Here is a 24,254-nt window from a genome sequence, read left to right on the forward strand (position 1 = left end):
GGAGAAAGGGCGCGCCAGACAGACTCCGCCCCTAAACTTTGCTGGGGCTAACATGCTTCTTCTCCGTAAATATAAAAAGACAGCAATGCTTACCTTTTTATATTTTTCGTCATGCCGAAACCAAAATTCATCCAAGCGGTCAGATAAAAAGGTATTTTTTCGGACCTTTTTGGCCTTAACCTATTATGCAGGAATGGATATGTCTTTTTGGGCTCCACCAACCCTAAACCGCGCCAAATAAGTCGGCACAATAGCCGCAACGCTTTGCGGCACTATATTCAATGCCTCAAAACCGGACTTTCCTGCCGGCACTACATTATCGGTTGCCAGCATGCGCAGTTGGTCCTGCGTAAGAAAATGCCCTGGCAGTCGCTCTAAAACCATAGCCTGCAACTTTGCCAGCACTGACGGCACAATAAAAATGGGCTTATGCCGCTGCGTTACGCGCAACACAAATCGAGCAATATCCAGCATGGTCATTTCCTGCGGACCACCTAACAAAAGCTCCTTCCCCGCAAAAGCCGGAGATTGCGCAGCCATGAATACCGCCTGCGCCACATCTGCCACATACACGGGCTGTAGGCGCGATTGCGCACCGTAAACCGGCAAGCACGGCAAATACCGCGCAAGACCAGCAAACATATTAAAGAAATGATCGTCTGGCCCAAAAATAACAGAAGGCCGTATGATCACAGCGTCAGGCCGATATCGGCGCACGGCCTTTTCACCCGCTGCGCGGCTTTTGCCATAAGCCGAAAGAGCTGTTTCTGAAGCCCCAAGCGCTGACATTTGTACAAACACAGGCACTTTTACTTCTGCGGCTATGCGGGCTACACGCCCCGCACCTTCTACATTAATAGCCTGTAGTGTTTGCCGCTTTACTGAAGACAAGACAGCCACAAGGTTGATGACCACATCCGCCCCCTGTACCGCGCAAGCCACGGAAGCATCATCCAAAACAGATGCATAAAAAGGTGCAATTTGCCCAACACGCCCCAATGCGTGTGAACGCGCAGTTAAATCTGGCCGACGGCTGGCAACGCGCACCTCATATCCAGCCCGCGCCAGATTTTGCACCACATAACGCCCTACAAACCCGCCGCCACCCAATACGGTTGCAATTTTACGCGCACCCATAAGTCACCCTCATTTTCCACGTTTAGCCAGTGTTTTGTGCACTGTGTGCTATTCCCCTCGCCCACGCCAGACAGGCAAATGACACAAATCTGTCAGAAAAATCATTTTCCCTGTTGACGCCCCCACCACAGCGGGGTAAACGGCTCTTCACCAGCCGGGAACACTCCTGGTTGCCATTTGAGCCCAGATGGCGGAATTGGTAGACGCGCAGGTTTCAGGTACCTGTGGCCGCAAGGTCGTGGAAGTTCGAGTCTTCTTCTGGGCACCAAATATCATATATAGCTTATATGATATTTTCTTCTCCCTAAATGGTAAATATAAAGAATTGAGTGTTCAATTCAGCCTTCGGGCTGTTTATGACACCTCTTTATTCTTTTCACTTACGCGCCATTAGGCAGAGCAAAACACATGAAACTTAGCCCGCCCACCAAGGGCCTGCTGCTGTCTTTATTGGGGTTTGCAGCTTTCTCCATAAGTGATGCTTTTTCCAAACTGCTTACCGGCAGGCTCAACCCATTTGAGGTCGCCTTTTCTGGTGGCGTTTTTGGGTTGCTGCTGGTCCCGTTTGTTAAAACACGCGGGCAATCATGGCTGAACATTCTGCCCATTCAAAAACCGGACATGTGGTGGATTCGGGCTATCGCAACATTTATTGCCACAGCCGCCAGCGTAGAATCCTTCATGCTTCTGTCTATGCCAGAAGCGCTCTCGCTGATGTTCCTAATGCCTTTTATTGCTACCATTCTTTCTGTGGTGGCCCTTAAGGAAAAAGTGTCTCCTTGGGGCTGGGTTGCCGTGGCAATCGGGTTTCTGGGAGTTCTGATTGTACTGCGCCCCGGCGTGCGGCCACTCCATTTTGGACATGCCTGCGCATTAGCCGCTGCCATTGCCAGCGCTGTAAATGTTATCGCTTACCGGGTAGCTGGTACGGGCACAACAAAGTTGGGGGTTCTTGGCTCCAGCCTTGCCGGACCACTATTAGGGGATGGCCTTCTGGCCCTTCCCAACTTTACATGGCCCGATACGGTTGCTGATTGGGGAAATCTGTTTGGCTATGGGTTTCTAGCTGCTCTCGGCCAATTGCTTATCATGCTGGCCGCCACCCTCACCCCCGCCAGCCGCGTAGCGTTGCCTCAATACACCCAAATGGTTTGGGCTGTGTTGTTCAGTTATACGCTGTTCCACGAACCGTTGGATAAATGGACAATCATTGGCGTAACCGTTGTTACACTATCCGGCATGCTGGATTGGTTCCGCAAGCACCTGCTGATCCTTAAGCAACGCCGTCTTGCTCGTAAGCAGGCGCGCCTTCAGCCCGCAAGCCCCACCCCGGCTGATGCAAAATAACGATTAACGGCGTCTCGCATGGCCCCGGCCACCATGGCCCGGTGGCCTGCCTGACGCAACGCAGCCTCATCCATCCGGTTTGACATAAAGCCCATTTCAACCAGAACAGAAGGAATCTGGGCAGATTTCAACACCGCAAAAGCCGCATGCCTATGCGGGTGCGGCAACAACAATACCCGAGAATTAAACGCCGACACCACAGCCTGCGCCATGTGGGCCGAGCCTTTACGAGTTTCCTCGGTGACCAAACTGGCGAGAATCTGCTGCACCTCTGGTGATGCACTGTGCACCATTGGCCCACCACATCTATCTGCACTGTTTTCGGTTTTAGCCAAATCTGCCGTCTGGCTATCTGATGCACCGTGCGAATGAGTGTAAACACTTGCGCCGCGCACCTGCGGGCTGTGCAAAGCATCTGCATGCATGGAAATAAAAAGCGAAGCCCCATGCTGCTGTGCCAGTTCTACCCGTCCATCCAGCGGCACAAAATGGTCTCCGGCACGCGTCATGGCTACACGGTAGCGCCCTGTTGCCAACAATTGCCGCCTAAGCTCCTGCGCGGCAGCTTCCGCTACATGCTTTTCATATGTGCCGGTATACCCAATGGCTCCAGGATCTTTGCCCCCATGTCCTGGGTCTAGCATAACAAGAGGGGCTGCTGGCCGTGCTTTACCAACAATAGCCGGAGCTGCCAGTTTATGCGCCGTTACTTGCTTATTTGCAGCCCAAACATCTGTAGATGCTACTGTAGCAATCAGCCCGCCACCGCCTAAATACAGCAGCCCGGAACGGCGTGTTATACTCTTCCGCACCGTTGCAGAAGCAACAGTTTTGCCGTCCATCTTGTCTGCCTGAAAAGCCATTAAAGTGCTCCTGTTTACTTTATGCCAAAGCGTGCACTGAAAATGACAGAAAAAAGGTATATCGGCACCCTAAAACAGTGTTTGTTACGAATGGCTTGCGATTTATGGTTATTTGAGCCATGTTCACACAGCGTGGCACAAGGGTAGAAATGCCCGTCATGCGCTTTTTCCGCTCCGTCCATGCCGTGAACGGGGGCCGCCGGTTACATAACACCGCGCCCGCACGCATAAAGATCAGGGGCAGAAAACACTGACTGAAGGATACATGACCATCGCCCGCCCCACCCCTTTGCTGAAAACAGCCAGACCACAGGCCGTACCGTGCCTGAAGGATGCTGATACAGGGGCAGCTGTGGAAACTTTGTACGCCTTCCAATTTTTATCGCATGCCTGTTTATATCCGCCGGAAGAGCCCCTGCTCCGTCGTGCCATGCCATTTACACGGCAGCACCACACAGGCTGGCCACCGGCGCACCGGAGTTTTTCTTTTTATGTCAAAGCGTATGCTGATCGACGCGACACACGCGGAAGAAACGCGTGTTGTTGTGATGGACGGAAATCGGCTTGAAGATTACGATGTTGAATCTGCTGCAAAAAAGCAGCTTAAAGGAAACATCTACCTTGCCCGCGTTGTTCGCGTAGAGCCAAGCTTGCAGGCCGCTTTTGTAGAATATGGCGGCAACCGCCACGGCTTTCTGGCTTTTAGCGAAATTCATCCGGATTACTACCAGATCCCGGTTTCTGACCGTGAAAAGCTGCTGGCTCTTCAGGCTGAAGAAGAAGCTTTGCTGGAAAACAGCGAAAACGGCTCTGATGAAGAAGAAGACGCGCCAGACACCGCAGAAACGCAGGCATCTGACGCAGAGCAAGACACTGCCGCTTCTTCCGCCCAGAATGAAGAAGAGGAAGGTTCTGAACGGGAAGAACGTTCTGCCAACAAGCAGGATGCGCCTGATTATGTAGGTGGCGAAACAGATACGGGTGAAGAAGCCCTTATTCAAAAACGTATTGCCCGATTCCTGCGCAACTATCGCATTCAGGAAGTTATCCGCCGCCGGCAGGTGCTGCTGGTGCAAGTAGTTAAGGAAGAGCGTGGTAATAAGGGCGCAGCCCTGACCACCTATGTTTCTCTGGCTGGCCGCTATTGTGTGCTTATGCCAAATGCCCTGCGCGGTGGTGGCGTTTCACGCAAGATTACATCTGTGGCGGACCGCCGCCGCCTGCGGGATATTGTTTCCGATCTCAACCTGCCACGTGGCATGGCCATGATTGTGCGCACAGCAGGCGCCCAACGCCCCGGCCCGGAAATTACACGGGACTGCGAATACCTGCTCCATCTGTGGGATGATATCCGCGAGCATACGCTTCAATCTGTTGCGCCTGCGCTGATCTATGAAGAAGCGAGCTTGGTGAAACGTGCTATCCGCGATGTTTACACCCGCGAAATCAGCGAAATTGTGGTAGATGGAGAAAATGGCTGGAAGGCCGCGCGTGACTTCATGCGGATGCTGATGCCTCAGCACGCAGAAAAAGTCCGACTGTGGAACAAGGAAAACCAGCCCTTGTTCACACACTACCACGTGGAAGGGCATCTGGATGCCATGTTCTCCCCCGTGGTGTCTCTGCGCTCCGGCGGTTATTTGGTTATCAACCAGACAGAAGCCTTGGTTGCCATTGACGTAAATTCCGGCAAAGCCACCAGCCAGCGTAATATTGAAGAAACAGCCTTCCGCACTAATCAGGAAGCCGCTGATGAAGTAGCGCGCCAGTTGCGCCTGCGCGATCTGGCCGGTCTGATTGTGATCGACTTCATTGATATGGAGGCTCGCCGTCACAATTCCATGATCGAACGCCGCCTGAAAGATGCCCTGCGGCATGATCGGGCACGTATCCAGATCGGCTCCATTTCCCACTTCGGGTTGCTGGAAATGTCACGCCAGCGGCTCCGGCCATCTGTGGCAGAAGCCGCTTTCATGCCCTGCCCGCACTGTAATGGCACAGGCATGATGCGCAGCATTGAAAGCTCCGCCCTGCATGTTCTGCGCGCAGTGGAAGAAGAAGGGGCACGCCGTCGGTCTTCGGCCATTACCGTGCATGTTGCTGCGGATATTGCTTTCTATATCCTGAACAACAAGCGGGATTGGCTGACCCAGATTGAACAGCGCCACCAGATGGAAGTGCTGTTTGCCGCAGACAATACGTTGCCAGCTCCGGAAGTTCGGATCGAACGCCGCCAGCACGCACGTCCACCACGGATTCAGCCGCCATTGCCGCCGGTTGAAAACATTGTGGCTGATGAAGTTGTTGCTGCCGTACCAGAAATTCCGGCTGCGGAAGCCTCTGCTATTCAAGAAACTGTCGATAATTCTGATGAACCACGCCGTCGCCGTCGGCGTCGTCGCCGTCGGCGGAGTGATCAAGATACCAATCAGGTTCCTGAAACACAGGCACAGTCTGATACAGAAACGCCAGAATCTGGTGAGGCTGCCTCAATTGTTGCCTCTGAAAATGCAGCAGAACCTGCCCCTGAAACAGAAACCAATCTGGTACCAGGCCGGCGTAGAACCCGCCGCTCACGCGTGCGCAAACCGGCTGAAACACGCACAGAAATCCACGTAGATATTGAAGAAGGCCCTGCACCACGGCCCAATATGCCAGCATGGGAAGGTCCAACACCGGCCAACCCATTTGGCGGTGCGCCGGATATTTTCGAGCTACTGGAAAACACTGCGCGCCAACAGACTACCGAAGTAACACCGGCGTCCAAAGCAGCAGACGTACAGGAAGAAACTGCAAGCGTGCCTGTTGAACCGGCAAAAACAGAAGAGATTGCGCCTCAGCCTGTTGCTGCTGCAGTGGAAGAGCCTGAAAAAACGGAAGAAGCGCCTAAACCACGCCGTCGCCGTACACGGAAAAAGGCAGAACCCGCAGCAGAAGAAAATGCCGAACAGACTGAAGCATCTGTAGCGGCACCGGCAGCCGAAGCTGCCCCAGCGGAAGCAGAAGCCCCTAAAAAGCCTGTACGCCGCCGTGCACCCCGCCGCAAAACAGCGGTAAAGGATGAAACTGCAGAAACGGCTGAAGCTTCCACAGCGGAAACTGCTGAAGAAAAGCCGAAGAAAACAACTCGTCGGCGCACCACGCGTAAAAAGGCAGAAGCCGCACCCGCTACGGAAGCTGCCAGCGGAAGCGAAGTAACATCTGCTCCTGCACCAAAAGAGGCTGCAACCGAAACTTCTGATAAGGAAGAAGCCGTAGTTCAGCCTATCGTGATCGAAGATAGCCCACCGGCCACACGCAGGCGTACCGGTTGGTGGAAAAAGTAAATCACACCATGCCTCTGCCAGATTTAAAGGGCCTTCCCCTTTAGATCTGGTGGGTGGCCATATCTGCCAGAAGCAAACTGATGACAGATGTGGCCACTACATATTTTTCTTCTGCTGCGCCTTGTGGTAGGAGTGCAGGCCTAATTTGACACGCCTTGCCTCCGCCGGAGTTTTCATGAACCATCCCCGCCCTGCCCATCAGACCGAAACATCTTTCGGCACGGAAGATAACGGGCGCATTGTTCTGGCTCTCCCCAAAGGCCGTATCCTCAAAGCTGTGTCACCCCTTATGTCTGGCACAGGTATGGCCCCTGCCCCGGAATGTCTGGGCGGAGATAGCCGCAAACTGCGCTTTCCTACGCAGGACCCACAAGTTGATGTGGTGCGCGTGCGCTCGTTTGACGTTGCAACCTTTGTAGCCAGCGGTGGTGCTCAGGTTGGCGTTTGCGGCGCTGATGTGCTGATGGAATTCGATTACCCAGAAATTTATGCCCCGCTTGATCTGGGTATTGGCGCATGCCGCATTTCTGTCGCGCAGCCCGCTCACCTTCCCCATGATCCGCAGGAATGGAAGCGCTGGTCTGAAGTGCGGGTAGCTACCAAATACCCTGCTATCACACGCCGCTTTTTTGCAGCGCGCGGCATTAACGCCACCATCGTGCATTTGCACGGCGCCATGGAACTAGCCCCCATGCTTGGGCTTTCTCGTTTGATTGTGGATTTGGTGGATACGGGTTCCACCCTGAAAGCCAACGGCCTGAAGGAAGTGGAAACCATCGCTCAGGTTACCAGCCGCGTTATTGTTAACCGCACAGCGCTGAAAACCCGTCCAGAACAGATTGACCGCATTCTCTCCCGCTTTCGCACGGCGCTTGCAGCATCTTCGCCCGTTGCGGAAAATGTGTAAGGCAGACGCATTCTATGAAACGGCTTGATACGCGCGAACCGAATTTTGAAACCGCCTTTACTACTCTTCTTTCCAACCGTGAGGAACAAGGGCAGGAAGTTCATAAACCGGTTGCAGATATTCTGGCTGCCGTGCGCAAAGAGGGCGATGCCGCACTTTGTGCTTTTACGGAACGCTTTGACCGCCTGCCCCTTACCGCTCAACAGCTTGCCTTTACGGCACAGGAAGTTGAGCAAGCACGCGCAAAAGTAAGCCCGGAACTGCTGGAAGCGCTGGATGTTGCGGCACAGCGTATCGAGTCCTTCCATAAAAACCAGCTACCTTCTGATATCCGTTACACAGATGATGTGGGCATGACACTGGGGATGCGGTGGATTCCGCTGGATGCAGTCGGCCTGTATGTGCCCGGTGGTAAAGCGGCATATCCCTCTTCCGTGTTGATGAACGCCATTCCAGCCAAGGTTGCTGGAGTAAGGCGTTTGGCCATGTGCGTGCCAACTCCTGATGGGGTGATTAACCCACTGGTGCTGGCCGCAGCGCATCGAGCAGGTGTAACAGAAATCTATCGTGTTGGTGGCGCGCAAGCCGTGGGCGCCATGGCTTACGGCACACAAACCATCCGCCCGGTTGACCGTATTGTTGGCCCGGGCAACGCCTATGTGGCCGAAGCCAAGCGTCAGGTTTTTGGATATGTGGGCATAGATAGCATTGCTGGCCCATCTGATGTGGTGGTGATTGCCGATTCGAATACGAATCCGCGCCTGATTGCTCTGGATCTACTGGCACAGGCTGAGCACGACGAATGTGCGCAGGCTACGCTAATCACACCAGATGCTGCGTTTGCAGACACCGTTATTCAGGCTGTGGAAGCAGAACTACGCGTGCTCTCCCGCGCAGCTATTGCTGGAGCAAGCTGGGCCCGTAACGGTGCCGTTCTGATCTGCCGCGATATGCAGGAAGCTGTGGAACTAGCAAACCGTCTGGCCCCTGAGCATCTTGAGCTTATGGTGGATGATCCGGAAAGCCTGTTTGCCCATGTGCGCCATGCCGGGGCTGCTTTTCTGGGCCGTTTCTGCCCAGAAGCTATTGGGGATTACGTAGGTGGCCCCAACCATGTGCTGCCAACTTCGCGCACAGCACGTTTTGCTTCTGGCCTGTCTGTTTTTGACTTCATGAAGCGCACAACGTTCCTATCCGGCGGGCCGGACGCCCTCCGCCAGATTGGCCCTGCCGCTGTGGCGTTGGCTCAGGCCGAAGGGCTGGAAGCCCACGCACTTAGCGTTTCCGCTAGGCTGGATGTTCTGGCAGCCTCAACACCTAATACTTGACCATAGGCTGCCGCTCACCCATATCTGCTCACCAAGATTGACCTTTAACGGCTCTGAAACATACGAAGGATGCAATGTCTAAAGAAGACATGATTGAATTTAGCGGCACGGTAACTGAACTGCTGCCTAATGCCATGTTCCGCGTAAAGCTGGACAATGAACACGTTATTCTGGCGCACACCAGCGGCAAAATGCGTAAGAACCGTATTCGCGTTCTGGCGGGTGACCGCGTGAATGTTGAAATGACACCTTACGACCTTTCCAAAGGTCGCATTACGTTCCGCTTCAAATAAAGCCGTGACAGTTTCCGGCCAGCAGAACTCCGTTAAAGGAGAGACACCTCTCCTTGTACTGGCATCTGCTTCGCCCCGGCGGGTATATCTGCTACGCCAGATTGGCGTAGTGCCTGACCGCATTGTTCCGGCTGATATTGACGAAACGCCCGCGAAAAACGAACTTCCCCGCACCTATGCCCGCCGTATGGCGTTGGAAAAAGCACGGGCTGTTGCCAGTAGTGTTACCGAACCTGCATTAATTCTTGCAGCAGATACAGTGGTCACGCTAGGGCGGCGTATTCTGCCAAAAGCCGAAAATCGCGAAACAGCGCAATTCTGTCTAGAACGCCTTTCTGGCAGACGGCATACGGTAATTACATCAGTTACTGTAATGCCTAGCCTCAACTGGTCTCAAGGTAGAATAGCAGAACGGCTGGTAGAAACAGCCGTTACATTTAACCGCCTCACACCACATCAGATCAATACACTGTTGGACGCAGGAGACTGGGAAGGCAAAGCTGGCGGGTATGCCCTGCAAGGTCATGCCGCTGGCTTTATTCGTTTTCTGTCTGGCAGCAGTTCGGCTGTTATTGGTTTACCGCTATTTGAAACAGCCCAGCTTTTACGCGGGCAACCCGGACACTGGCTAGCGTGATTCAATATTTGCGCGTTGCCACCTTTCCGGGTGAAATGCGCCTTGCCGTTACCCAAGATGAAGCGCTGCTGGATTACGCACTCTGGCGGCCAACTGCCCCAGATCTTGTTGGCAATATTTATGTTGCCCGCGTGGCGGCACAAGCTGCCTTTATGGGCGGTGTTTTTGTTGATTTAGGCCAAGGTCTACAAGGCTTTTTATCTGATCAGAAAGCCGTATCGGACCTTACCGAAGGCCAAAGCATAACGGTTTGCGTTTCGCGCGCTGCGCAAGGCGGCAAGGGTGTGCGTGTACGTATGCTAGAGCCTTCTGCACAAGGTAAGGGTATTGGCCTTGTAACCCCTGGCCCAACGCCTTTGGAGCGTCTGGCCCGCCAGTGGCCGCATGCAACCATTGTCGTAGATACTCCACAGGCAGCAGCCCTTGTGCCTCTACCCTTACGCTCAAGACGCGAATCTGGGTTTACACCCATGCCGCCAGAAATCACGGCAGCATGTCATGCACTGGAAGACAGCACTGTAGAGCTACCCGGCAATATGCAGGCAACCATTACGCCAACCCCTGCCCTGATTGCCATTGATATGGACGCCCCACCTGTTGCGGGTTCTCGCTTCAAACAGACCGCACAATTTGCTGCAAACCGAGATACTCTGCCCGAGCTTTTGCACCAAATTCGCCTGCGCAATCTTTCTGGAGCAATTGTAATTGACCCAGCAGGCATGGCCATGCGCAAACGTCAGGCTTTGCAAGAGGTCGTGCAAGCGGCTTTGCGGGCAGACCCACTTCGCCCACGCTGCCTTGGTATAAGTGCCTTAGGGCTCATTGAAATTGTGCGCCCGCGCATTCACCCCTCCCTTCCAGAGCTTCTCAATTCTCCCCATGGGCATGCGCTTAGGGCACTCCGAACCATCTTGGCAGAAGCCCCTACAGCAACCATCTTACGTGGTAGTATTCCCCTTATTCGGGCACTGGAGCAGGATCCGCAGGCTGTGGCAGACTGCGTGCAACTTCGCGGCAAACCTTTGGCCCTAAAGGCTGATCCTGCTTTGCCTGATTTTTTCTGGACGGTTCAGGACGCATGACTTCTAAACCAGCTAAATGCCCCGTATGTGGCAAACCTGCACAAGCAGAATTCCGCCCTTTTTGCTCAAAACGCTGCGCAGATGTGGATCTGGGCCGTTGGTTTTCTGGCGGCTATCGTATTCCGGGTGCACCTGCTGCGATTGAAAATGATGAAAAAGCTGAAAGAAATGACGAAAGGTGACTTGATCTCCAGCAGAGAGTGAGATACATGCTCTCTCACGCCGCAAGGCTGCGGTGCCCAAGTAGCTCAGTTGGTAGAGCATGCGACTGAAAATCGCAGTGTCGGTGGTTCGATCCCGCCCTTGGGCACCATTAAATGGCAGTACACTGCTAACCTCCCTTAAAAATTTAATGTAATTGTGGTTTTAGGTCCGTACTTATTATATGCGGGCGTGATCGATTCTTTATTTCCATACTTATTACCTCTGGAATAAAGAGCTGTTCCTTCAAAAATATCCTCTCAATTCCATTTAGAAAAATAGATGTGCTCACGCAAAATGCGCTTTACCTCATGCGCTCTGTTCTCTCTTTTTTGCGCAGCTATCTCACTACTTCATCCCTTATTTGCAGCCGCAAAGCCTTTCTTCCGCCCTGATTGTTCGAAATAAAGAAAGCGTATTCTTTCAACCTCCTTAGGTTGAGAAGATAGGTTATCCGTGTATAGTCATTTCATTATCGAACAGTTTTCAGGAGTATTTTATGAAAAAGACCGTTCTCGCTCTGCTAGCAGCTCTTACCGGAGGCGTAGGCTTTTCCGGTGCGGCGCATGCAGCGGCAGATGGCGCGCAGCTTTATGCAACGCACTGCGCCATGTGCCACCAGAGCAGCGGCGATGGCGTTCCAGGGCAGTTTCCACCCCTGAAAGGACGCATTGACAAAATTGCGGCTTCTCCTGAAGGCAAAACCTACGTGACACACGTACTGCTGAACGGTCTTGCTGGTAGCCTGAAGGCTGCTGGCGGTTCTTACATGGGTTACATGCCTTCCATGTCATCCATGTCTGATGAAGAAATTGCTGCTCTGCTGACCTATGTTTCTTCCCTGAGTGGCGCGGCTTCTACGCCTACCTTCACGGCGGACGATATTAAAAAGGAACGTGCTACCACCCTGCAACCGGGTGTTGTGCTGGAAGAGCGTGAAAAGCTGAACGCTGCTCATCCTCTGCCATAAATAAACCAAGAGCCAGTCATTCTCAGAAATGGCTGGCTCTTTTTAATTCTCTTTAATTTTTAAAATTATTTAGCCGCTAACGTCTGGGGGGCTTTCGGTAACTTCTGCCTTACCGCCTCTTTTTCGGCGTCCATCTACTGCTTCTGCAATTTCAGACACCAGATCCAGATATTTATCCCGATCTGTTTCTACAGAAGAACCAAACTGGTTAAGCAAGCCAAGAATCAGGTCCTCACGTGTTGCATGTTTTTTCTCCCGCCTTGGAGAGAAGTGCTTTTTACCGGACATAAAATTTCACTCCTTTACACCTGCACGTAGTTACCATCTGCACTCTGCTTATTGTGCGGTGTACCCACCATCAATGACCAGCTCACTCCCTGTGACAAACTTGGATTCATCAGAGGCAAGATACAAAATGCCGTACGCAATATCATTTGGCTCACCCAGATGGCCAATGGGGTGCAGATCAACCAGCTTTTGGCGTGCAGCAGCATCTTCCTTAGTTAAACCGGCCACCATAGGTGTCCAGATATAGCCAGGATGCACTGAGTTTACCCGAATTTTGTATCCAGATTTGGCACAATGTAGGGCCGCAGATTTTGTAAACAGCCTTACCCCACCTTTACTGGCGTTATAGGCGGCCAGCATTGGATCCCCAATCAGTCCTTCAATGGATGACAGATTGACAATGGAGCCACCGCCAGATTTCTTCATGGCCTCAATAGCCACCTGTGTACCCAAAAACACGCCATCCAGATTGATAGACTGAACGCGCCGCCAATCTTCCAGAGATGTGCTTTCTACACTGCCAGAATACGCAATACCTGCATTGTTAACTGCGATATCCAGCCGCCCATAAAGCTTAAGCGTCTGCTCAATAGCGGCCTTCCATGCAGCCTCATCTGTTACGTTCAGTTTGACAAATGCGGCTTCACCACCTACTGCCTTAATTTCTGCAACGGTTTTCTGCCCATCTTCTTCTTTCAAGTCGCCAATAACAACTTTTGCGCCTTCCTTGGCCAAAAGCTGTGCAGTCGCCTTACCGATACCGTTAGCGGCCCCAGAAACAATGGCAACCTTGCCTGCTACACGTGCCATAATACTACCCCTTGCTTACGCCTTATGTTGCGTTACATGCTGATCCTAACCTGAATCAGATATCCCAACCATGACCTGCATCAATTCTTGCAAATGTGTATTTTGGGGCATCGCAAAACAACCGAAAGATTGGGACAAATTTCTGCCCTGAACATAATGTTTTGAGGCTATGATAGTTTCTTTTCGAGCCATTTACTGCTTTTTTGAGTCTGCCCCGTATCCAACAATTGCTTTGGTTTCCAAAAACTCTGCAATTCCAAAACGGCTGCATTCACGGCCATTGCCAGATAAACCATACCCACCAAACGGAGCTTTTACGGTCCATGCTGCACCATTAAGGGTAACTGTTCCCGCCCGGAGTTTACGTGCAACCCGACGCGCACGCTCCATGCTGCCAGATTGCACATATGCCGCCAAACCATATGGAGTGCTATTTGCCAGCCGGATGGCATCATCTTCATCCGCATATCCCATGATGGACAAAACTGGACCAAAGATTTCTTCCTGAGCAATCACCATATCCGATGTAACATGACCAAACACGGTAGGCCGCACGTAATACCCTTGTGTTAGCCCTTCTGGGCGCCCTCCCCCGCCAGCAGCCAGAATGGCTCCTTGGGCTGTACCTTTTTCAATCAATGCCTGAATACGATTAAACTGGGAGGCACTTACAACGGGGCCAAGCTCTGTCATGCTATCTGTCGGATCACCCACACGCAGACTATTCGCAACTTTAGCTGCAATATCCATAGTCTTTTCCATCAGATCATACGGCACCAACATACGGGTTGGTGCATCACAGGATTGGCCTGAATTTCCGAAACACTCCTGAGCACCCCGTTCCACTGCATCTGCAAAATCCGTATCGGGGAAAATGATATTGGCAGACTTGCCCCCCAGTTCCTGCAAAACACGTTTAACAGTAGGCGCTGCGGCCTGCGCCACGGCAATACCTGCCTGTGTTGATCCGGTAAAAGACATCACATTCACCAACGGATGCCTGGCCAAGGCTTCTCCGGCTACAGGGCCATCACCATTCACCATATTATATACACCAGCGGGAACACCTGCTTCGTGCAGGATTTCTGTAAATATAATGGCAGATAACGGCGCAATTTCACTGGGTTTGAGCACAACAGTGCATCCAGCAGCCAAAGCTGGCATAACCTTGCAAGCTATCTGGTTCATGGGCCAGTTCCATGGCGTAATCAGCCCGGCAACACCTATGGGTTCATGAGTGATGAGAATACCATCCTCACATTCCTCAAACTGGTAGTGGCGCAAGGCATCTAGCGTTTCTTCTATATGTGCCAAGCCTGCTGGTGTCTGACTTTCCCGCGCAAGGGTGATAGGGGCACCCATTTCCAGAGAGATTGCCTGCGACATCTCTTCCGCTCTGCGCTGATAGATAGACGGAATACGGCCTAGAATCTCCAGCCGTTCAGCACGTGTTATGGCACTCCATGCTTCAAATGCCGCATGGGCAGCCTCAACAGCCCGATTCACATCCTGCGCGTGTGCCAATGCAATACGGCCACACGGTTCTTCTGTCGCTGGGTTGATAATGTCTTTTTGATCTTGCGCAGAAGGGGAAACCCACTGCCCATTGATAAAAAATCTTTCAGAATTTTCCAAACAATTCATTTCATCTCCCTCCAGTAACCGCATGATGCGTTGGGCATTTTAAGATAATACGACAAACGCGCCCCAACATGTTATAACAGCCATGCGTTACCAAAAACGGGGGTAGCCAGAGACTTTCTTGCTTGTCTGTGACATGTTTCTTGTCATTTGTTATTCACAGCGCAATATCAAGCGTAATCGTGAAAACAGCTTTACGTTATACTCTTGCCGGTTATCTGAAATACGACCTCCGGCTGCCGTAGAAAGGATTTATGCGTGACAACCGCCGCAGGAAACAACAAGCAGTTGATTGAACAGCTGAAGAATATAGCTGGCCAGCACCATGTCCTGACCGGAGAAGACAGCACATATCGCTTTACCCACGGTTTTCGCTTTGGCGCGGGTAAGGTGCTTGCTGTTGTTCAGCCGGGTTCACTTATCGAGCTTTGGCGCATTGCTCAGGCCTGCGTAAATGCCGACAAAATTATTATCATGCAGGCCGCTAATACTGGTCTGACTGGCGGCTCCACTCCCGATGGCAATAATTATGACCGCGATATCGTGCTTATCAGCACGCTACGGCTGGATAAATCTCACCTGATTGGCAACGGCAAGCAGGTTGTATGCCTCCCCGGCGCCACGCTTTATGAACTGGAAAGCAAACTGGCTGCCATTGGGCGGGAACCGCATTCCGTTATTGGCTCCTCCTGTATTGGCGCTTCTGTTCTAGGCGGCGTAAGCAATAACTCTGGTGGCGCATTGGTGCAGCGCGGCCCGGCTTACACAGAAATGGCTGTGTTTGGTCAGGTTGGGCCGGATGGTAAACTGCAACTCGTCAATCATCTGGGTATCCAATTGGGAAATGACCCAGAAGCGATACTGCAGAAACTAGAAGCTGGCACCTTTACAGAAGCGGATATTGATTGGAACGCCGGCAAAGGGCACGATGGCAATTACATCAACCACGTGCGCGAAATTGATGCTGATACCCCCGCCCGCTACAATGCAGATCCAGCACGCTGGTACGAAGCAGCAGGCTGCGCAGGCAAGTTGGTTGTATTTGCTGTGCGCCTTGATACCTTTCCCGCCAACAAAGATACGTCTGTTTTCTATATTGGCACCAATAATACGGATGAACTGGAAAACCTGCGCCGCCATGTGCTGACAGCATTTAATGAACTGCCGATTTGCGGGGAATATATCCACCGTGACGCGTTTAATATTGCTGAAAAATACGGCAAGGATACCTTTGCTGTTATCCGTTATTTTGGCACCAAGTTTTTACCAAAAATGTTCGCCATGAAATCACGGTTTGACATTTTTTCCAAAAAGCTTGGCTTCCTGGCAGATCATCTGAGTGATCGGATCATGCAGGCAATCAGCTACCTGTTGCCGCGCCAACTGCCTACACGGATGTTGGAGTATCGGGACAAGTTTGAACACCATCTGATGCTCAAGGTCTCGCACGATCTGGCTGGGCCTATGCGTCAGTATCTGCAAACATATTTTGGCAGCGTAACTGGCGAATATTTTGAATGCACGCCAGAAGAAGGCAAGCTTGCCTTCTTGCATCGTTTTGCTGCCGCAGGTGCGGCTGTAAGGTACCGCGCTGTGCATCATAAAGAAGCAGAAGATATTGTAGCGCTGGACGTTGCCCTGCGCCGCAATGACCATGAGTGGTTTGAAAAACTTCCGCAGGATATTGAAGACAAGCTGATTGTTAAACTCTATTACGGCCACTTCCTCTGCCATGTCATGCATCAGGATTACGTGGTGAAGAAGGGTTATAACGCTATAGCTGTTGAGCATGAAATGCTGCCCGGTTTGGATGCCCGTGGGGCACGCTATCCGGCAGAGCATAATGTGGGCCACCTGTATAAGGCCCCGCAAAACATGCTCGACCACTATCAGCAGCTTGATCCCTGCAATTGCATGAACCCCGGCATTGGCCAGGCTACAAAACGCAAAAGCTGGGTTGCAGAAAGCGTATAATCGCTAAATTGTTCTGAGCTTAGCGTATTACAATACTAAAAACCCGACATGGCACTTTTGTGCTGCGTCGGGTTTTATTTTACGTGCATATCAAACACCGTAAAAAAGTTCATGATTTATTCTGAATATTTCGGATAAGATCATGAATAAAATGCAGTTTGTGCACAACTCCCTGCGTTAACGTAAACGGATAAAAATCAGGCAAACCCATGGAACGATTCAAATTATTGACTGCATAAGTTAACGGAACCCATGCATTGATAATTTCCTCAAAAGGCATGGTTGTGTAAGGGTCTCCATGAGGAGAAAGAAGCGCATCTCCGCCTACTGTGGCGCTTACGGTCATATCGTAAGCTAATGCTGTTTCCAGTGTAGAAACGATATGGAAGTAATGCGCCCATGTTTCTGCAAAATCTTCCCATGGATGAGATGTCGCATAAAAGCTTACAAAATTCTCGCGCCAGTTCTGTGGGGGAGATTGCGCATAATAAGTTTGTAATGCAGCCTGATAATCTGCGCGATCATCGCCAAATATAGCACGGCAGGCTTCCAGATTTCCGCCATCTCTTACCAGAATATTCCAGTAATAATGTCCAATCTCATGGCGAAAATGCCCTAGAAGGGTGCGATAATACTCTCCCATTTCAATACGCATTTTCTCACGATAGGCATCATCCGCTTCTTTGGTGGCAATTGTGATAATGCCATTGCTATGACCCGTCATGATAGCAACCGAGCCATCTGCTGCATCATCCAGAAAATCAAATGCTAAGCCGTTTTCTGGGTCTTGCCGTCGATTTTTGAATGGAAGCTTCAAACGCAGGATTGTGTAAAACATCCTGTGTTTTGCAACTTCCAATTTGTACCAACGGTCTTTATTTTCCGGCACATTCAGGTTAGGAATCATACGGTTAAATTGGCAGGCAACACAAAACCCAGCAGTTGCACTACTATCTGCTGCCAATGTCAGCCAATTACACACACCATAGACATGATTGATACAAAAGGCGCGTGCTTTCCCTTCAGCCTTTTGTTCTAAAGGAAACCATGTACCATCTGCCTGTGGTTTTAACGCCGTCATGGCCACAAACTCGGGTAAATACCCTACGGTAATACCACAATATCCACACTGCGTTGCCTCAAACCCCACCAAATGATTGCAGGATTGGCAGGAAAACCGTTTCATTGTCGGGGCAAGTGTTGCACTTGCATGAACACATCAAATACAGCCTTACAACAATCCAGCACGCCAGAAACCGGTGCCGCATCCTGCGGTGTATTTGCAACCGCCAACGGAATATGCCCTGCCCCCGCCAGAAAACCAGATGTGGTATCAAACCCAATCCAGCCCTTTTGCGGAATAAGAACCTGCGCCCACGCATGCAGATCACCATTCAGCGTTGTAATTTTACCTTCCGCACATTCTTCCTGAATAAGATAACCTGAAACAAAGCGGGCCGAAAACCCAAGTTGGCGCGCGACACTTACCAACAACCATGCGCTATCTCGGCAAGAACCAGTTGCGCGCTGCAATGTTTCCTCAGCCGTCCAAACACCCGGCTCCATACGCCGTTGATATTGAATCCGCTGTGCAATAACTTGATTAAGTGCCTTAATTTTATCCAGCGGATCTTGCGCTGCCAGAACTTGGTGCGCACCGATGAGTGACTGCATGTTTTTACTTATACGCTGCGGTGTTAGCCCTTCTTCCTCACGCAAAGGTTCAGGGCATATGGCTGCATCAGCAACTGGATCATACGGCGTCAGATCCACCATAAGCGCCACTTCAATATCAAACTGCGTTACCTGATCGGCACATTCAACGCATGCAACCTGATTGCCCAATGCATCTTGTGTCCATTTTACCAAGGACTCAGTTGGTTGCACATTCAGATTATATGAGAGCACAGGTGTGCGAGAATACAGCGTAGGGCGCAGCCGGATTGTTTGTGGCCCCATGCTGACAGGCCTATCATACCGATAGCAGGTTCGATGCGTCAGCATAACGTGAGAACTCATCAAACCCTAACCCTGTCTTTTATCTTATTCATGGCAAGCATTGTTGCCTCGTTCAACAAGAACACACACTTGTAGCGTAAAACCATAGCAGCATGACGCGCACATGCAATACATATCCAACACAATCAAAAACTTGCTCAAGTAGCCGCTATTTTAGACTTGGCAAACATCTGGAAACCTGTTCAGTTAATTCGGTAGTGAAACAAGTTGAGGCCATACTGGCCACCAGCCTGACGGGAGAGAAACCATGACACCCACAGCCCTGCATGCTCCCCCTCTGGCTGCTTCCTCTGGATTACTGGACGATTACCGTATCCCTAATTTTTTTTGTGAGTTGATGAATCGGCGTGATCCAACGCCCCCTGCCCTACAATGCGTAAAAGACCGGCTTGCAGCTCTCAGTCTGCCAGAACTGCGCCGCAGAACGCAGGCTGCAGAGGCCCAACTTTACCGTATGGGCATTACCTTTACAGTGTATTCAGATAAGGAAGCTATTGACCGTATTCTGCCGTTTGATGCCATCCCGCGCGTTATTACCGCGCAAGAGTGGGAACACGTAGAGCGGGGTGTGCAACAGCGTATTCAGGCTATCAATCTGTTTTTGCATGATATTTACCATGATCGAAACATCCTGCGTGATGGCATATTGCCCGCCAAACTGGTGCTGAATAACCCCAATTACTGTGATGCCATGATAGGGGTAGATGTTCCGGGCGGCGTTTATGTGCATATCAACGGCACGGATCTGATACGGGACGATAACGGCCAGTTTCTGATTTTGGAAGATAATGCCCGCACGCCCTCCGGTGTATCCTACGTTATTGAAAACAGGCACATGATGCTGCGCCTTATGCCGGATCTGGCATCTGGCCTACCCATTCGCTCGGTTGATGAATACGGCCTTCGCCTGCACCAGACCTTGTGTGAAGTGGCACCAGAAGGGGTGGCTGACCCGCAAGTCGTTCTTCTTTCACCCGGTATTTATAATTCCGCTTACTTTGAGCATGTTTTTCTCTCCCGCGAGATGGGCGTGCCCCTTGTGGAAGGTAAAGATCTATTTGTTGAAAATCATCGGGTGTTTATGCGTACGGTTAATGGGCCACGTGCTGTTCATGCCATTTATCGCCGCTTGAATGATGATTTCTTGGATCCGTTGGTGTTTAATCCGAACAGTCTTCTGGGAGTTCCCGGATTAGTGGAAGCGTATCGACGCGGCAACGTCACACTCGCCAACGCCTTGGGCACAGGTGTTGCTGATGATAAAGCCGTATACGCTTATATGCCACGTATTATTCAGTACTATTTAGGGCAGGACCCTATCCTGCAAAGTGTTGAAACGCACATCTGCGCAGAACCAGACGGCCTTGCTTATACGTTAGAGCCCTTTTGGAAATTCACGGATGAGCGTTTCGGCGTAGCATGAGGCTTCCCATGGCGATGTGGATCATGGCCTCTGCGACGTCGATCCGCTGTTCGTAGTCCTTCACAAGGCGACGCCAGCGGATCATCCAACCGAAGGTCCGTTCCACAACCCACCGACGCGGCAGGATTTCAAACCCTTTTGCTGTCTCTGACCGCCGGATGATCTCGACTGTGAAGTCGAGAAAAGTGGCCTTATCCATCAACTGGAGGCGGTCATAGGCTCCATCGGCAAACAGGTGCTTCACCCAAGGCCAGCGTTTGCGAATGGCATCAAGGATCATCTGTCCTCCTGCACTGTCCGAAATATCGGCTGTTGTCAGCTGGACCAGGAGAAGGCGGCCATCCGTATCAACTGCGATGTGACGTTTCCGACCGACGATCTTCTTGCCTGCGTCATAACCACGTGTCTTTGCGTGGGGTGCCTTGATACTCTGGCTATCAATGACACCACCCGATGGACTGGTTTCGCGTCCTGTCGCTTCACGATCGAGCATCAGACAGACATCATGAATGGTCTGGAACAGGAAACGGCGCATCAGCCTGCGGAACCACCAGTAAACCGTTTGACATGGGCCAAAATGAACCGGAAGCATCTCCCAACCGCAGCCTGAGCGCACGAGATAGCGCAGAGCATTGATGATCTCACGGAAATCGGTTGTCCGTTTCCGACCACGCCGGTTCGCAGGGGGCATCAGAGGCGCTATGCGCTCCCATTCCTCATCTGTCAGATCAGACGGATAGCGTTTCGTCTTGCGTGTAATTCCGGCCATGCGGCCTCGTTGTGCTGGCGTCCACATCCTGCCTTTGAATCACGCTCAAAACCTCTTGAAAACCTATCATAGCGAATTTCCAAAAGGGCTCTTAGCCAATATGAACAAACTTGTAATAAAACCTGTTGGAGAATCAGGTGGTTATGGCTTGCTGATTGGCCCCCATGCCAGCCAGAAAGAACTACGGCGTGTCGTCAGTTAAGCAGGATGATGATTGAGGCGAACTGCACGGCTGCGAGGAAGGTCGATTTCAGTTTATCGTAGCGGGTTGCGATAGCGCGAAACTGCTTGAGTTTATTGAAGAACCTCTCAACAAGGTTCCGTTCGCGGTAGAGAGAAAAATCGGTTTTCCGTCGTGTCGTTCTGTTGCGTTTTGGCGGGATGACCGGGGTAATCCCGCGCTGTATCAGCCGATCGATCAACCTGTCCGCGTCATACGCCTTGTCAGCAAGGAAAGCATCCGGTTCGATGTTTTCCAGAAGTGGTTCTGCCTGGGTGATATCGGCATCCTGTCCCGGTGTGATGCCGAGTTCCACTGGATTGCCCAGAGCGTCGCAGATGGCATGGATCTTTGTAGTTAGCCCGCCTCGTGATCGTCCGATGGCCTGATCCGTGCCCCTTTTTTGAGAGCTCCGGCACTATGCTGATGCGCTCGGACAATTGTGCTGTCGATCATCATGTATTCGTTGTCGTAATCAGCGGCCAGATAACGAAATATCCGTTCGATGACGCCGCTTTCACACCAGCGGCGCAGACGCCGGTGCACGTTTTTCCAGTCACCGAAACGGGCAGGAAGGTCGCGCCATGGAATACCCGCGCGATAGCGATACAACACCGCCTCCACGAACAGACGGTTGTTCACCGCAGTGCCGCCGACATAGCCTTCTCGACCAGGAAGAAGATCCTTTATCCGCTCCCACTGGTCATCGCGTAAACTATAGCGCCGCATCTGTCTGTCTCCCCAAAAAAACGGGAAAACAGTCAGCACACGCAGACACAAAGTACAACCCTCACGTGCCACTCTCAGGGCTTAACTGACGACACGCCGTAGCAGATTTTAGAGAAAAATTACTGGCTGATCCTTCCAACTATATCAGCCAACCCGTTATCAATTTGTCTGTCACCCCCACCCTCTGCCCAGATGGCGTGGAAGCCAGACATGTAGACCTTCGCCCCTTTGCCCTAACCGGCCGTTCTGTTTGGGTTTTACCCGGCGGGCTGGCCCGTGTGGCGCTCCGCAAAGGGTCTCTGGTGGTCAATTCTTCTCAAGGTGGTGGCTCTAAAGATACATGGGTGATGGCATCATGATGAACGAAACACAGGGCCATCTGCTCTCTCGCTATGCAGAATGCATGATGTGGCTAGCGCGTTATATGGAGCGCACAGAAAATCTAGCCCGCCTTCTAGAAGTGACAGAAACATTTGTGCGCGATGCCAATGGGCAGATTGCATGGCATTCCATTGTGCAAATTAACTCGGATGAGCAAACTTTCCTTGCCTTACATCCATCAGGCGATGCAGATGCCGTAGCCAGCTTTTATCTGACTGAGCAGGCAAACCCGGCATCTATCTGCGCAACCGCCCATGCGATACGTGAAAATGCGCGCGCGGTTCGCCCCCTCGTTTCTATTGAAATGTGGACGCAGTTAAATGTGTTCACACGCTGGGTGCTGGATCTGAAAGAAAAGGATATTTATCAAAACAGCCTTTCAAGCCTGTGCACACATATCAAACAGGATTGTCAGGCCCATTTTGGCGTTACGGAAGGCACGCTTTACCGCGATCAAGCATGGCTTTTCTATAAGTTAGGCAAAACGCTTGAGCGGTGTGACCAGATTACGCGCTTGGTAGATATTCGCTACCATATGCTACTGCCCCAAGGGGAAGTTCCTGGCTCTGAAATTGACATCACGCAATGGACAGCCGTATTGCGCTCTGCGGCTGCTTACCATGCCTTCCGCCGTTTGCGGCCTGTTACAATTACACCTGCCAATATTGTAGGCTTTTTGCTGAAAAATGAAGGTTTCTGCCGCTCCTTAACCACCAATTTACGTTTAATGGATGAAACACTTGCGCTTTTAGCCTCTTACCCTGGCTTACGTTCACGTTGCAACCAACTGCAAGAATGTGTTGCAGAGCTACGCGTTACCCTTGCTGAACAAACTGCGGAAGACATTATTATCCGCGGCCTGCATGATTACATGAGCTGGATACAACAGCATCTTTCTCAATTGCAGGGGCAAATTGCATCTGAATTCTGGCCGCCTGTTTCGGCTGTGGCCGTTCAGACAGATTTTCAGATGCAAGCGTAAGGTTGTATGCATATAGTATAAAATCTTTTGGATATGTTTTGAAAAACTAGATGTAATCCAAGCCAATATCTAAAGCTTTTACGCTATGCGTCAGCCAACCTGCGGAAATAACATCCACTCCGGTTTCAGCAATTGCGCGCACTGTTTCATGCGTAATCCCTCCTGATGCCTCGGCTATGGCAGAGCCGTTAATCATATTTACAGCTTTGCGCAGAGTGTCCGTATCCATATTATCCAGCAAATAGGCATCAGCGCCACCACTGGCCAACGCGGCCTCCAACTGTTCCAGCGTATCTACTTCCAGTTCAATTTTCATAAGATGGCCTGCCCGCTTACGCGCCTTTTGCAAAGCCTCATCCACCCGACCACCACACAAAGCCAAGTGATTATCTTTAATCAAAATAGCATCATCTAACCGAAAACGGTGATTGCCACCTCCACCTGCCTTTACGGCATACTTTTGTAAAACTCTTAACCCCGGAAGCGTTTTGCGTGTGCAGCAAATAGTAGCTTTAGTGCCGACCACAGCATCCACCATCTGGCGCGTTTGGCTAGCAATACCACTAAGATGAGAGAGGATGTTCAAGGCTGTCCGCTCTCCCGCCAGAACGGTTAGGGCATCACCTTCTACTTCAGCCAGCACATCACCAATGGCCAGCCTCTCCCCATCCTGCGTGAAAGTGCGAAACTGCACGTGTTCATCTAAAAGTGCAAAAGCCTGCCGAGCTCCTTCAAGCCCAGCAACAACACCCTGATGACGTGCACGAAATACTGCGCGTATTTTCTGCCCGGGCGTTGCCAATACTTGTGTGGTACTATCTCCACCCTGCCCCAGATCTTCAAGCAGTGCTGCTTGAATAATAGGTTTCCATAACAAAGCAGGTAAATGACATGCGTAAGACATATGTATGAAAGCTCCTATCCTTG

General features: G+C 51.4%; 21 protein-coding genes, 2 tRNA genes and 3 pseudogenes. 16 read left to right on the plus strand and 10 right to left on the minus strand.

Annotated features, from left to right (window positions below; genetic code table 11):
* Positions 1-183: 183 nt before the first annotated feature.
* A complete protein-coding gene (locus tag A4S02_RS08085; RefSeq protein WP_070323463.1) occupies positions 184-1,137 on the minus strand; it encodes a complex I NDUFA9 subunit family protein in 954 nt (317 codons plus the stop codon).
* A gap of 181 nt (positions 1,138-1,318) precedes the next feature.
* Between A4S02_RS08085 and A4S02_RS08090 the strand changes: the two genes are divergently transcribed.
* Both A4S02_RS08090 and A4S02_RS08095 read left to right on the plus strand, forming a co-directional pair.
* Positions 1,319-1,405, plus strand: a tRNA-Leu gene (locus A4S02_RS08090).
* 140 nt (positions 1,406-1,545) lie between these two features.
* The gene (locus A4S02_RS08095; protein WP_070323464.1) at positions 1,546-2,484 is read left to right on the plus strand and encodes a DMT family transporter; all 939 of its coding nucleotides are present in this window, start codon (positions 1,546-1,548) and stop codon (positions 2,482-2,484) included.
* Here the strand turns inward: A4S02_RS08095 and A4S02_RS08100 are convergent.
* Positions 2,448-3,347: an N-acetylmuramoyl-L-alanine amidase family protein gene (locus tag A4S02_RS08100; RefSeq protein ID WP_070323465.1), complete on the minus strand. Its 900-nt coding sequence runs from the start codon at positions 3,345-3,347 to the stop codon at positions 2,448-2,450. The two genes, A4S02_RS08095 and A4S02_RS08100, sit on opposite strands and share 37 nt — an antisense overlap.
* A gap of 491 nt (positions 3,348-3,838) precedes the next feature.
* On the opposite strand from A4S02_RS08100, the gene A4S02_RS08105 reads away from it, so the two are divergent.
* From A4S02_RS08105 to A4S02_RS08145, 9 genes are all read left to right on the plus strand, one after another.
* Positions 3,839-6,673, plus strand: coding sequence for an Rne/Rng family ribonuclease (locus tag A4S02_RS08105; protein ID WP_456303816.1), 2,835 nt, complete (start codon positions 3,839-3,841; stop codon positions 6,671-6,673).
* 175 nt (positions 6,674-6,848) lie between these two features.
* Entirely contained in the window at positions 6,849-7,580 is a 732-nt protein-coding gene (hisG, locus tag A4S02_RS08110) for an ATP phosphoribosyltransferase (protein WP_003623223.1), read from the plus strand.
* A 14-nt stretch (positions 7,581-7,594) separates the two neighbouring features.
* Positions 7,595-8,908 (plus strand): histidinol dehydrogenase, encoded by a 1,314-nt coding sequence (hisD, locus tag A4S02_RS08115; protein ID WP_070323467.1) that lies wholly within the window; start codon positions 7,595-7,597, stop codon positions 8,906-8,908.
* 74 nt (positions 8,909-8,982) lie between these two features.
* The gene (gene infA / locus A4S02_RS08120; RefSeq protein WP_003623225.1) at positions 8,983-9,201 is read left to right on the plus strand and encodes a translation initiation factor IF-1; all 219 of its coding nucleotides are present in this window, start codon (positions 8,983-8,985) and stop codon (positions 9,199-9,201) included.
* A gap of 4 nt (positions 9,202-9,205) precedes the next feature.
* The gene (locus A4S02_RS08125) at positions 9,206-9,838 is read left to right on the plus strand and encodes a Maf family protein (RefSeq protein ID WP_070323468.1); all 633 of its coding nucleotides are present in this window, start codon (positions 9,206-9,208) and stop codon (positions 9,836-9,838) included.
* Complete coding sequence (locus A4S02_RS08130) at positions 9,835-10,920, plus strand: ribonuclease E/G (RefSeq protein WP_070323469.1); 1,086 nt, start codon at positions 9,835-9,837, stop codon at positions 10,918-10,920. The genes A4S02_RS08125 and A4S02_RS08130 overlap by 4 nt, the downstream gene beginning before the upstream one ends.
* Positions 10,917-11,102, plus strand: a complete 186-nt coding sequence (locus tag A4S02_RS08135) for a DNA gyrase inhibitor YacG (protein ID WP_019089265.1) — start codon at positions 10,917-10,919, stop codon at positions 11,100-11,102. Before A4S02_RS08130 ends, A4S02_RS08135 begins: the two co-directional genes overlap by 4 nt.
* A 55-nt stretch (positions 11,103-11,157) precedes the next feature.
* Positions 11,158-11,233: transfer RNA gene (locus tag A4S02_RS08140), tRNA-Phe, on the plus strand.
* 387 nt (positions 11,234-11,620) lie between these two features.
* Positions 11,621-12,091: a c-type cytochrome gene (locus A4S02_RS08145; RefSeq protein WP_019089308.1), complete on the plus strand. Its 471-nt coding sequence runs from the start codon at positions 11,621-11,623 to the stop codon at positions 12,089-12,091.
* Positions 12,092-12,160: 69 nt separating this feature from the next.
* Here the strand turns inward: A4S02_RS08145 and A4S02_RS08150 are convergent, their stop codons facing one another.
* From A4S02_RS08150 to A4S02_RS08160, 3 genes are all read right to left on the minus strand, one after another.
* Positions 12,161-12,379: a hypothetical protein gene (locus A4S02_RS08150; RefSeq protein ID WP_019089309.1), complete on the minus strand. Its 219-nt coding sequence runs from the start codon at positions 12,377-12,379 to the stop codon at positions 12,161-12,163.
* 48 nt (positions 12,380-12,427) lie between these two features.
* Positions 12,428-13,189, minus strand: a complete 762-nt coding sequence (locus A4S02_RS08155; protein WP_070323470.1) for a glucose 1-dehydrogenase — start codon at positions 13,187-13,189, stop codon at positions 12,428-12,430.
* A 192-nt stretch (positions 13,190-13,381) separates the two neighbouring features.
* On the minus strand, positions 13,382-14,833 hold the full coding sequence (locus A4S02_RS08160) for an aldehyde dehydrogenase family protein (protein WP_070323471.1): 1,452 nt from the start codon (positions 14,831-14,833) through the stop codon (positions 13,382-13,384).
* 255 nt (positions 14,834-15,088) lie between these two features.
* Between A4S02_RS08160 and dld the strand changes: the two genes are divergently transcribed.
* Positions 15,089-16,804, plus strand: a complete 1,716-nt coding sequence (dld, locus tag A4S02_RS08165; RefSeq protein ID WP_070323472.1) for a D-lactate dehydrogenase — start codon at positions 15,089-15,091, stop codon at positions 16,802-16,804.
* Positions 16,805-16,913: 109 nt separating this feature from the next.
* Here dld and A4S02_RS08170 read toward each other — a convergent pair whose 3' ends face one another.
* Both A4S02_RS08170 and A4S02_RS08175 read right to left on the minus strand, forming a co-directional pair.
* The gene (locus A4S02_RS08170) at positions 16,914-17,990 is read right to left on the minus strand and encodes a zinc-binding metallopeptidase family protein (protein ID WP_019089313.1); all 1,077 of its coding nucleotides are present in this window, start codon (positions 17,988-17,990) and stop codon (positions 16,914-16,916) included.
* Entirely contained in the window at positions 17,987-18,823 is an 837-nt protein-coding gene (locus tag A4S02_RS08175; RefSeq protein ID WP_026019382.1) for a transglutaminase family protein, read from the minus strand. The genes A4S02_RS08170 and A4S02_RS08175 overlap by 4 nt, the downstream gene beginning before the upstream one ends.
* A 247-nt stretch (positions 18,824-19,070) precedes the next feature.
* Between A4S02_RS08175 and A4S02_RS08180 the strand changes: the two are divergent.
* Positions 19,071-20,201, plus strand: a pseudogene (locus A4S02_RS08180) (circularly permuted type 2 ATP-grasp protein); the annotation flags it as partial.
* 16 nt (positions 20,202-20,217) lie between these two features.
* Here the strand turns inward: A4S02_RS08180 and A4S02_RS08185 are convergent.
* Positions 20,218-21,042, minus strand: coding sequence for an IS5-like element IS12528 family transposase (locus A4S02_RS08185; RefSeq protein WP_082246791.1), 825 nt, complete (start codon positions 21,040-21,042; stop codon positions 20,218-20,220).
* Between the two features lie 52 nt (positions 21,043-21,094).
* On the opposite strand from A4S02_RS08185, the pseudogene A4S02_RS16280 reads away from it, so the two are divergent.
* Positions 21,095-21,199 (plus strand): annotated as a pseudogene (locus A4S02_RS16280) (hypothetical protein); the annotation flags it as partial.
* A 10-nt stretch (positions 21,200-21,209) separates the two neighbouring features.
* On the opposite strand, the gene A4S02_RS15085 reads toward A4S02_RS16280, so the two are convergent.
* Positions 21,210-21,964, minus strand: a protein-coding gene (locus A4S02_RS15085; protein ID WP_087651418.1) for an IS5 family transposase whose coding sequence is annotated in 2 segments (ribosomal slippage) — positions 21,210-21,625 and positions 21,625-21,964 — 756 coding nt in all. Because the reading frame shifts where the segments join, the coding sequence is not laid out codon by codon here.
* 104 nt (positions 21,965-22,068) lie between these two features.
* Here A4S02_RS15085 and A4S02_RS08205 point away from each other — a divergent pair.
* Together A4S02_RS08205 and A4S02_RS08210 are read left to right on the plus strand one after the other, a co-directional pair.
* Positions 22,069-22,323, plus strand: a pseudogene (locus A4S02_RS08205) (circularly permuted type 2 ATP-grasp protein); the annotation flags it as partial.
* Positions 22,305-23,327, plus strand: coding sequence for an alpha-E domain-containing protein (locus A4S02_RS08210; protein ID WP_070323476.1), 1,023 nt, complete (start codon positions 22,305-22,307; stop codon positions 23,325-23,327). The pseudogene A4S02_RS08205 and the gene A4S02_RS08210, both read left to right, overlap by 19 nt.
* A gap of 46 nt (positions 23,328-23,373) precedes the next feature.
* Here A4S02_RS08210 and nadC read toward each other — a convergent pair whose 3' ends face one another.
* The gene (gene nadC, locus A4S02_RS08215; protein ID WP_070323477.1) at positions 23,374-24,231 is read right to left on the minus strand and encodes a carboxylating nicotinate-nucleotide diphosphorylase; all 858 of its coding nucleotides are present in this window, start codon (positions 24,229-24,231) and stop codon (positions 23,374-23,376) included.
* Positions 24,232-24,254 lie beyond the last annotated feature (23 nt).

Origin of the sequence: Acetobacter ascendens (assembly GCF_001766235.1) — a bacterium.
In the GTDB taxonomy this organism is placed as follows: Bacteria; Pseudomonadota; Alphaproteobacteria; order Acetobacterales; family Acetobacteraceae; genus Acetobacter; species Acetobacter ascendens.

Coding starts and splice junctions, on each gene's coding strand:
- A4S02_RS08085 (WP_070323463.1), bottom strand. CDS start 1,137: ATGGGTGCGCGTAAAATTGCAACCGTATTGGGTGGCGGCGGGTTTGTA.
- A4S02_RS08095 (WP_070323464.1), top strand. CDS start 1,546: ATGAAACTTAGCCCGCCCACCAAGGGCCTGCTGCTGTCTTTATTGGGG.
- A4S02_RS08100 (WP_070323465.1), bottom strand. CDS start 3,347: ATGGCTTTTCAGGCAGACAAGATGGACGGCAAAACTGTTGCTTCTGCA.
- A4S02_RS08105 (WP_456303816.1), top strand. CDS start 3,839: ATGTCAAAGCGTATGCTGATCGACGCGACACACGCGGAAGAAACGCGT.
- hisG (WP_003623223.1), top strand. CDS start 6,849: ATGAACCATCCCCGCCCTGCCCATCAGACCGAAACATCTTTCGGCACG.
- hisD (WP_070323467.1), top strand. CDS start 7,595: ATGAAACGGCTTGATACGCGCGAACCGAATTTTGAAACCGCCTTTACT.
- infA (WP_003623225.1), top strand. CDS start 8,983: ATGTCTAAAGAAGACATGATTGAATTTAGCGGCACGGTAACTGAACTG.
- A4S02_RS08135 (WP_019089265.1), top strand. CDS start 10,917: ATGACTTCTAAACCAGCTAAATGCCCCGTATGTGGCAAACCTGCACAA.
- A4S02_RS08145 (WP_019089308.1), top strand. CDS start 11,621: ATGAAAAAGACCGTTCTCGCTCTGCTAGCAGCTCTTACCGGAGGCGTA.
- A4S02_RS08150 (WP_019089309.1), bottom strand. CDS start 12,379: ATGTCCGGTAAAAAGCACTTCTCTCCAAGGCGGGAGAAAAAACATGCA.
- A4S02_RS08155 (WP_070323470.1), bottom strand. CDS start 13,189: ATGGCACGTGTAGCAGGCAAGGTTGCCATTGTTTCTGGGGCCGCTAAC.
- A4S02_RS08160 (WP_070323471.1), bottom strand. CDS start 14,833: ATGAATTGTTTGGAAAATTCTGAAAGATTTTTTATCAATGGGCAGTGG.
- A4S02_RS08170 (WP_019089313.1), bottom strand. CDS start 17,990: ATGAAACGGTTTTCCTGCCAATCCTGCAATCATTTGGTGGGGTTTGAG.
- A4S02_RS08175 (WP_026019382.1), bottom strand. CDS start 18,823: ATGAGTTCTCACGTTATGCTGACGCATCGAACCTGCTATCGGTATGAT.
- A4S02_RS08185 (WP_082246791.1), bottom strand. CDS start 21,042: ATGTGGACGCCAGCACAACGAGGCCGCATGGCCGGAATTACACGCAAG.
- A4S02_RS08210 (WP_070323476.1), top strand. CDS start 22,305: ATGGGTGATGGCATCATGATGAACGAAACACAGGGCCATCTGCTCTCT.
- nadC (WP_070323477.1), bottom strand. CDS start 24,231: ATGTCTTACGCATGTCATTTACCTGCTTTGTTATGGAAACCTATTATT.